The organism is Thiohalophilus sp. (assembly GCF_046483665.1).
GTDB lineage: Bacteria > Pseudomonadota > Gammaproteobacteria > UBA6429 > Thiohalophilaceae > Thiohalophilus.
Genome location: NZ_JAWOCR010000052.1, coordinates 20,220 through 28,484 on the forward strand (window position 1 = coordinate 20,220; position 8,265 = coordinate 28,484).

10 protein-coding genes are annotated in these 8,265 nt (G+C 54.8%); 9 read left to right on the forward strand and 1 reads right to left on the reverse strand.

All coding sequences use genetic code 11. The features are described from left to right. Positions 1–47: 47 nt before the first annotated feature. Positions 48–590 (reverse strand): Smr/MutS family protein, encoded by a 543-nt coding sequence (locus tag R6U90_RS11105; protein ID WP_410352759.1) that lies wholly within the window; start codon positions 588–590, stop codon positions 48–50. A gap of 157 nt (positions 591–747) precedes the next feature. Here R6U90_RS11105 and surE point away from each other — a divergent pair, with 157 nt between their 5' ends. The 9 genes from surE (at position 748) to R6U90_RS11150 (ending at position 7,896) form a co-directional block, all read left to right on the forward strand. Continuing rightward, entirely contained in the window at positions 748–1,506 is a 759-nt protein-coding gene (surE, locus tag R6U90_RS11110; RefSeq protein WP_410352760.1) for a 5'/3'-nucleotidase SurE, read from the forward strand. Further along, positions 1,503–2,165, forward strand: a complete 663-nt coding sequence (locus tag R6U90_RS11115) for a protein-L-isoaspartate(D-aspartate) O-methyltransferase (RefSeq protein ID WP_410352761.1) — start codon at positions 1,503–1,505, stop codon at positions 2,163–2,165. The genes surE and R6U90_RS11115 overlap by 4 nt, the downstream gene beginning before the upstream one ends. After that, a complete protein-coding gene (locus R6U90_RS11120; RefSeq protein WP_410352762.1) occupies positions 2,162–2,743 on the forward strand; it encodes a YqaA family protein in 582 nt (193 codons plus the stop codon). Before R6U90_RS11115 ends, R6U90_RS11120 begins: the two co-directional genes overlap by 4 nt. Beyond that, positions 2,740–3,474 carry a peptidoglycan DD-metalloendopeptidase family protein gene (locus tag R6U90_RS11125; protein WP_410352763.1) on the forward strand — a complete coding sequence of 245 codons (735 nt, stop codon included), beginning with the start codon at positions 2,740–2,742 and terminating at the stop codon, positions 3,472–3,474. Before R6U90_RS11120 ends, R6U90_RS11125 begins: the two co-directional genes overlap by 4 nt. 15 nt (positions 3,475–3,489) lie before the next feature. After that, positions 3,490–4,512, forward strand: a complete 1,023-nt coding sequence (gene rpoS, locus R6U90_RS11130; RefSeq protein WP_410352764.1) for an RNA polymerase sigma factor RpoS — start codon at positions 3,490–3,492, stop codon at positions 4,510–4,512. Between the two features lie 1,157 nt (positions 4,513–5,669). Further along, entirely contained in the window at positions 5,670–6,110 is a 441-nt protein-coding gene (locus tag R6U90_RS11135) for a YiiD C-terminal domain-containing protein (protein WP_410352765.1), read from the forward strand. A 175-nt stretch (positions 6,111–6,285) separates the two neighbouring features. Then, complete coding sequence (locus R6U90_RS11140) at positions 6,286–6,729, forward strand: hypothetical protein (protein WP_410352766.1); 444 nt, start codon at positions 6,286–6,288, stop codon at positions 6,727–6,729. Further along, entirely contained in the window at positions 6,705–7,052 is a 348-nt protein-coding gene (locus R6U90_RS11145) for a hypothetical protein (protein WP_410352767.1), read from the forward strand. Before R6U90_RS11140 ends, R6U90_RS11145 begins: the two co-directional genes overlap by 25 nt. Before the next feature lie 586 nt (positions 7,053–7,638). Further along, on the forward strand, positions 7,639–7,896 hold the full coding sequence (locus R6U90_RS11150) for a DUF4282 domain-containing protein (RefSeq protein WP_410352768.1): 258 nt from the start codon (positions 7,639–7,641) through the stop codon (positions 7,894–7,896). The last annotated feature ends 369 nt before the right edge of the window (positions 7,897–8,265 follow it).

Consider the following 8,265-nt stretch of genomic DNA (forward strand, 5'->3'; position numbering starts at 1 on the left):
AACAAGCTTTAGAGGTTGTTTTCTGCTCGCCGTATATTAAGCTGAGTTCAGTTTCGCTTGAGCAGCAGGTAAATGGCGCCGGTGCCCCCGTCGACCGGGCGGGCGGAGCAGAACGCCAGCACTTCATCGCGCTGCTGCAGCCAGTGGTTGACGTACTGTTTGAGCACAGGACGCTTCTGCTGTGAGCCGTGCCCCTTGCCGTGGATGATACGCACGCAGCGCACCCGGTTTTGCCGGCACCTGGCCAGAAAACCGACCACAGCCTCGCGGGCCTGTTCGCGAAACAGACCATGCAGATCCAGCTCGGCCTCGATCGCCAGCTCGCCGCGGCGCAGTTTTTTGACCAGTTTGTGCTGCAGACCGTCACGGGTAAACAGCAGTTCCTCGCCGGTTTCAAGTTCCTCGGGATGCAGCGGGTCGGAGAGCATTTCTTCCAGCACCGCGGCTTCGTCCAGCTCACGCTGGCGGGGGCGGGGTGCCGGTCTGGTACGCGGCGGTTCATGGCGAGGTTCGGCCTGCAAGGGACGGACATCCTGCACGGCCTCGCGGAACAGGGCCTGTTCCTCTTTACTGGGGAATTTCTTGTTCATTACAAATCATTTGCGAGGTCGCCGGTTGATGAGGATCCGCCCGCGCCGCGGCCTGTTCAGGAAAATGTAGGCGGGATCGTGCTTATCCGGTATAGTAGAGTCAAATTTACCGACTATTCAACCACTTCCAACCAAGACGTGAGTTTCTGCAACAGCAATGCGGATACTGTTGAGTAATGATGACGGCTATGAAGCCCCGGGAATCAATACCCTGGCCGAGGCCCTGCAGGATATCGCCGAGATTACTATCGTGGCGCCGGAGCGGGATCGCAGCGGTGCCAGTAATTCCCTGACCCTGGAAATGCCGATCCGCGCCCGCCGCCTGGGTGAGAATCTGATCCGGGTCGACGGGACACCCACCGATTGCGTTCACCTGGCTATCACTGGCCTCCTGGATCACGAACCCGACATGGTCATTTCCGGCATTAATGCCGGGGCCAATATGGGCGATGATGTGCTCTATTCGGGGACCGTGGCTGCGGCCATGGAGGGGCGTTTTCTCGGCTTGCCGGCGGTGGCGGTTTCCCTGGCGGGTAGCGGCCACCGCTTCATCCATTACGAGGCGGCCGCCAGAGTGGCACGCCAGTTCATCGATCGCCTGGCCAGTGATCCGCTGCCGCAGGATACCATCTTGAATATTAATGTACCGGATATACCGTTTGAGGAATTGTCGGGCTACCAGGCCACCCGCCTGGGCCATCGGCACAAGGCCGAGCCGGTGATCAAAGCCGAGGACCCCCGCGGCCGCGATATTTACTGGGTGGGGCCGCCGGGGGCAGAGCAGGATGCCGGACCGGGCACCGACTTTTACGCGGTGCGCAACGGCTATGTCTCTGTCACGCCCATTCAAATCGATTTGACCCGTCATCAGAGCCTGCAGTCGGTCACCGACTGGCTGGCGAAGTGGGGCGCATGAATACGCATCTGGGGATTGGCATGACCTCGCAACGCACCCGCGATCGCCTCATCGAGCGCTTGCGGGACAAGGGCATCGCCAACGAGGCGGTGCTGGAAGTCATGCGCTCTACTCCTCGCCATCTGTTTGTCGACGAAGCGCTTGCCTCGCGCGCCTACGAAGATACTGCCCTGCCGATTGGCAACGGCCAGACCATCTCCCAGCCCTATATTGTCGCTCGCATGACCGAAGTTCTGCTCGGATCCCATCCTCCGCAACGGGTGCTGGAAGTAGGCACCGGTTGTGGCTATCAGACCGCGATTCTGGCCCAACTGGTGGAAGAGGTTTTCACCGTAGAGCGTATCGCGCCGCTGCAGCAGCGCGCACGCGAGTTGCTCTACGAACTGGCTCTCAATAATGTGCGCTATCAACACAGCGACGGCAACTGGGGCTGGAAATACCATGCGCCCTATGATGGGATTATCGTCACTGCCGCGCCCGATGCGGTCCCTGAAGAGCTATTGCAGCAACTGGCTGACGGCGGACGGCTGGTGATTCCGACGGGTGGGCAGGGGCAGGCCCAGCGATTGCGCCTGATCACGCGCCAGGGCAATGAATTCAGCGAGACCCGACTGGAGGCAGTCAGTTTCGTGCCATTGGTTTTAGGAGATGTATCGTGAAACTGTTTACTGTCCTGTTCGATCGGGTCATGTTGTGGTCCGCCCATCGTCGGGCGCCCACCTATCTGGCCGGCCTCAGCTTTGCCGAATCTTCTTTTTTCCCCATTCCTCCCGATGTCATGCTGGCGCCCATGGCCCTGGCGAAACCTGAGCGCGCCTGGCGTCTTGCCTTGCTGACGACGATCGCCTCGGTACTGGGTGGTATGCTCGGTTATCTGATTGGTATGTTTGCCTTTGAAATAATCGAACCATTGCTGCACAGTGCCGGTTACTGGGATAAATATCTGCAGACACGGGCCTGGTTCGATGAATGGGGTATATGGGTAATCTTTATTGCCGGATTTTCCCCGATCCCTTATAAGATTTTTACTATCACGGCAGGGGTTGTCAGTATGGCGTTCATCCCTTTTGTGATCGCCTCGATTATCGGGCGCGGTGCGCGCTTTTTTATGGTGGCAGGTCTGATGAAATGGGGCGGGCCGGTCATGCATCAAACCCTGCGTCAGTATATTGATCGGCTTGGTTGGCTGGTGATCCTTGCTGTGATTGTGGCGTACTTTGTTTTGAATAACGGATGAAACCTGGAGTTATTGGTATCGTTATGGTGGTGGTGGCGTTGGCCGGGTGCCGGCCTTTCGTGCATTATGACCCGGATCGCGAGCGCGGCGGTAAAGGCGCTGTGTATACCGTCAGCAAGGGCGATACCCTCTATTCCATCGCCTGGCAACACGGCCACGATTACCGTACGGTGGCGCGCTGGAACGGGATCAGCGTCCCCTATACCATCTATCCCGGCCAGAAAATCCATATGTATCCAGGGCGTACTGCCCCTGCACAAAGCGCGGATAACACCGATAAAGTCGACGCCAGCCCGCGCCGCCCCCGCCCCCGTCGCAGCGCACCGTCACCCGAACCGCCGGATGATAATCGTACACTGACATGGGAATGGCCGGTTGAGGGTGAGATTGTCAACACATTTTCAGGCAGTGATCCCGGGAAAAAAGGACTGGATATTGCTGGCCGAATGGGGCTGTCAGTCAAGGCTGCGGCAGATGGCAAAGTGGTTTACAGTGGTAACGGTTTACGCGGTTATGGAAACCTGATAATAATAAAACATAATACCACCTATTTCAGCGCTTACGCCTATAACAGCAAGTTGCACGTCCAGGAGAATGACATGGTCGAGTCCGGACAGCACATTGCAGATATGGGAAATAACGGATCGGGGCCGGCGATGCTGCATTTCGAGATTCGTCGCAACGGTACACCGCAGGACCCGGTCAAGTACTTGCCAAAGAAGGGGTCGTAGTCACGGTAGTCGCCTATGGCTGAGCACGGAGAAAACGCAAATAAAGTCACGCGTGATAAGGAAGTCGAGGAAGACCTGAATACACTTCCCGAAGAGGATGCCGATGAGGAAGAACTGGTCATGGGAGACGATGTGGACGAGGATTCGGTTGATGATGCGACTGTCGACAAACCGCATCGGTATGAGCCCGGGATGATTCCCGAGGGACAGCTCGACGCGACCCGTTTATACCTCAGCGAAATCGGCTATTCGCCGCTGCTGACCGCCGAGGAAGAAAAGTTCTATTCGCGCAAAGCCCTCAAGGGTGACGAAGCTGCGCGCAAGAAAATGATTGAATCCAACCTGCGCCTGGTGGTCAAAATTGCCCGACGCTATCTCAATCGCGGTCTCGCGCTGCTGGACCTGATCGAAGAGGGCAATCTTGGCCTGATTCGGGCAGTTGAAAAATTCGATCCCGAACGCGGCTTTCGCTTTTCGACTTACGCGACCTGGTGGATCCGCCAGACCATCGAGCGGGCCATCATGAATCAGACCCGTACCATCCGCCTGCCGATCCACGTGGTCAAGGAAATCAACATCTACCTGCGTGCCGCCCGGCACCTCTCCCAGAGCCTGGATCACGAGCCGACCACCGAAGAAATTGCCGAGATGCTCGACAAGCCGATCGACGAGGTGAAAAAAATGTTCGGCCTCAACGAGCGCATCGCCTCGGTTGACTCGCCCATGAGCCATGACGCTGATAATTCCCTGATCGATGCCATCCCTGATGAGAATAATAGCGATCCCGTTAGCCTGTTACAGGACGACGATGTCAAGGCAAACATTGAACAGTGGCTGGCGCAGCTCAGTGATAAACAGCGCGAAGTCGTCGAGCGTCGCTTTGGCCTGCACGGCTATGATGTCGCCACCCTGGAAGATGTGGGTAACACCATCGGTGTCACCCGCGAGCGGGTGCGGCAGATCCAGCTCGAAGCGCTGAAAAAACTGCGCGACATTCTTGAGAAGGACGGGTTCTCCGTCGACGCGCTGTTCAAATAAATCCAAAACCTTCAACGCAGAGGCGCAGAGAACCGCAGAGTATTGAAATTATTTTGTGGGAGGCGACTTGTGGGAGGCGACTTGTGGGAGGCGATTCCATCGGCGATTCTTGATGAGCCTCCTTACTATCTAAATGTTCGTCCTCCGGGCGGCCTGGATTTTGAAAGCGGCCTCTCGCGACCGCGCACCTCGTCATTCCGGTGAGGCCGGAATCTATTCTCTCTAAAATGATCGCCCTCCGGGCGGCCCTGATCTTGAAAGCGGCCTCTCGCGCCCACGCACTTCGTCATTCCGGCCTTGAGCCGGAATCCAGTCTCTATAAGAGGAACGCCCTCCGGGCGAGCTTGATCTCGAAAGCGCTGACCCGCCAGCGCGCCTCGGGTTCATTTCTTTGTCACGCGACAAAGAAACAGAACCAAAGAAAACGCGCCCGAAAGACGCCGCCGGTGTAGCAATTGATAAATTGCTACACCGGTTCCCTGCGCTTCTCGCTCCAGTCGGGCTCGCCAGACGGGCTATTCCTCCCTCCACTACGATGCTCGGCGGCGTCTGACGGAATAAAGACCGGCTAACGATAATTCGGGGAAATCCCGATATTGCAGGAAAAATTGTGTTTCTTGCGTCGAAAAATTGGGGAGTGCGTGCCAGGATTGAAGGTAATTGGGATATATCCAGACGTATGTTCGTATTTGCAGCTTGGAATCAAAGGGGCAGGTCACTTGAAAGAAGGTAGGAAAGTCGAGTTAGCAAGCCTAATCATGGCAGTGCTAGAAATAGCAAGACATTCAGGTCGATTTCAAGTGACCTGACCCCTGCATCGTTGAAGAAATAGATGATTAGGGGCGGTGTCATTGAGTGGGAGGAGTCGAAGCCAAATACCGACTCGAATGCTGACGAACTCCTGATATATATTCGACCGGTGAGAAACAATCTGTTTCACGGCGGGAAATTCAATGGGTACTGGTTTGCGCCGGAGCGTAGCGAGGATATTCTTAGGAGTAGCCTTGTGATTCTATCAGCTTGCGTAGAGGTGATTCCGGATGTTAATGCGGCTTACCATAGTTAAGGCATCTAACCAGTCGCTCCATCGGTCGTCAGAAAAGCTATTGGGGGAATTTGGGGGACAGTATACCTATTAAAAATTAAAAGGACCGTACTTGCTTTCTGGTGAATTCAAACAGTATCTCCACGAACACATCCCGCTGTCGAAAGCGATGGCGGTGTCAGTGGTTACGGCGGGGCCGGAGGAGGTGGTGTTGCGGGCGCCGCTGGGGCCGAATATCAATCATCGCGAGACGGTGTTCGGGGGCAGTGCCTCGGCGGTGGCGACGCTGGCGGCCTGGTCTTTGTTGCATCTTCGCCTGCGGGCCAAGGGGTTTACCAGCCGGCTGGTGATTCAGCGCAATACGATGGACTATGATTTGCCGATTGACGGGGTGTTTACGGCGCGGGCGTCGGTGGATCAGGTGTCGGACTGGTCGCGGTTTGTGCGGATGTTGTCGCGTCGGGGCAAGGGCCGGGTGGCTGTGGCGTCGGTGCTGGAGTATAACGGGCAGGTGGCGGGGCGATTCTCGGGTGAATTTGTCGCATTCGGATGAGGCCGGGGTAGTGGCTTATTGGGCCGGTTCACGGTGAATGGGCGTGAGTGCTAAGATGCTGTTGACTACACACGAGCATTGTTGGCATCGGCATTTTATCCGATTTACCGCTATTTATCAGTATCTGAAATCTGGCTCGTGTCTGACTCGCTGTCTGGCTAAAGGATAGAGAAACATGAACGAGCTTGCTCAAGGGGCATTCCTTGATGTGGCACAGTATCCACCGGATCTGCTGCAAATTCGTGACGAAGGGGCGCAAGTCCGGGTGACTTATAAGAAAGAGTGGGATGACGGGTTCGGTGCCAGGGGGTGGAAGTTAAATGCCACGATCGGTGATCCCGTCATCATCGCCAGCACCCGGGAGACCGGACAGCGCATTCCTACTTCGGTTTTTGTGCACGATATTCTGGACCATTTTCTCTCCGGCTTTGGAGTGAGCGGCCATCGAAGTGAAGCGATGGCACTGAGACAGCTATACCGGCGCACCGGTTCGGATCCGCGGCCCGACTACAGGCAGCTGGTTAAGGAAGATCTATTTTATGGCATGGTTAATGGCGAAAAGCTGAAAACATTTCTTCCCGGGGTTTGTCTTCTATGCTGCCTTCGGATGAGGCATTGACAGACCAGGAAGTAATCGTCTTTCTCAAAAACAAACTGGGCGAAGAAAAACTGACTGACTCGCTTGTTAATCGTTTCGTTGAACTGGGGGTGGCCGGTGAAAGTCATGCTGATGAGAGTTGGCGGAAACTGGGACTGGATCCGGGCAAGCGAACAGAAATCGGTCTTGCATTGCAAGCCGTTCTCAATAAGGCAGACACCATGGCGCAGGAGTCCGGTGTGGCGATGTTTGAAGCGACGATTGCTATGAGTAATGAAAAATGTGTTATGACTGTCGATGACGCTTGTGTTCCGCAATCTGTCTTTTGTCAGGATGTTGGCTGAGAAACTATTTTTCCGAGATCGACTGCAGCATAAACTCCGAATCCTGTTAGCATATGATCAATGTCCGCGCAGGATGAGATTGGCATATATCGACAGGACTTTTTCGACGATTATCAAAGCACTGTCCTCCGACGTGTTGCCAGTAAAGCCGTTCACTCTTCATTGATGCTTCGAAGATGTGTCTGCGGGGCGGACTTGCTCACCGAGTATAAGAATAATCCGCTTATCTTTTTTTTGCTTGCCGGAGGTGGAGGTGACTTTGTTCAGGATGTTCGAGATGCTGTCAGGGGGGTATAAAACACCGGCCTATCGCTGCTTAAAATTTGATGCCATATAGAAACCGAATGAGCACGTACTCTCGCCGGTAGTAGCGGTTTGGGCTCCTCTGGCATGGCATAACCTCCTCGGTACCGCAAAAATGGTGTGTTCCACACACATCTGCTCCTGATCAGGTTCTTTGCGGGGCTTTTATTATGCGACCCGCCTGGTAATTGGCATTTGCCTGGACTGAATTCTGATATTATTTTGCAGGGATCATTGACAGTAAAACATTCAGAACTTCGATTTATAAAACGAGGAGAAAACCATGAAAGAAATATTTTTGTTCAATTCAATGCTGACACCCAAAATTATTACTGTTGTGTACTGGGTACTGCTGTTTTTTACTCTGGTGTCCGGGTTGGGCATGATGTTTACCAGTCAATATGGTGGTGTGACTTTGGGTAATTTTCTGATGGGACTGGGGGTGATTATCGGTGGGGCGATCGGCGCGCGGATCTGGTGTGAATTGCTGATTGTGCTGTTCAAGATCAACGACAACATAAAGACTCTCGCGAGTAAATAATCAGGGTCTTTTTTCCGGTGGCAGATCGTGATTTTGGCCATGAATTGTCACCGGTCTGCTCCGGAACCTCGTTTCCTGTGATGTGTCTGAATTTTATCGCTCTGTGAGACTGCTGTCCGCCTGTCCCTTATCCGCGACGGGTGGGAGGACATACCGTTATAATTAACTGACTATATGCCACAATAATAACGAGGTTTTGAGGATGCCCGATTTGTATCGCGCTACGCCGGCGCGTGTTCGCTCATGGTTGTGGACGTGTCTTCTGGCGATTCTGTTACTCATGAATCAGAACTATGCGCGTGCCGCCGGGGTGCCGACGGTGGTGGTCGAGCCGGCGCACAAGGCGGAGATCATTCGTCAGGTGCCGCT

Coding starts and splice junctions, on each gene's coding strand:
- R6U90_RS11150 (WP_410352768.1), top strand. CDS start 7,639: ATGAAAGAAATATTTTTGTTCAATTCAATGCTGACACCCAAAATTATT.
- R6U90_RS11145 (WP_410352767.1), top strand. CDS start 6,705: ATGCTGCCTTCGGATGAGGCATTGACAGACCAGGAAGTAATCGTCTTT.
- R6U90_RS11115 (WP_410352761.1), top strand. CDS start 1,503: ATGAATACGCATCTGGGGATTGGCATGACCTCGCAACGCACCCGCGAT.
- rpoS (WP_410352764.1), top strand. CDS start 3,490: ATGGCTGAGCACGGAGAAAACGCAAATAAAGTCACGCGTGATAAGGAA.
- R6U90_RS11125 (WP_410352763.1), top strand. CDS start 2,740: ATGAAACCTGGAGTTATTGGTATCGTTATGGTGGTGGTGGCGTTGGCC.
- R6U90_RS11105 (WP_410352759.1), bottom strand. CDS start 590: ATGAACAAGAAATTCCCCAGTAAAGAGGAACAGGCCCTGTTCCGCGAG.
- R6U90_RS11140 (WP_410352766.1), top strand. CDS start 6,286: ATGAACGAGCTTGCTCAAGGGGCATTCCTTGATGTGGCACAGTATCCA.
- surE (WP_410352760.1), top strand. CDS start 748: ATGCGGATACTGTTGAGTAATGATGACGGCTATGAAGCCCCGGGAATC.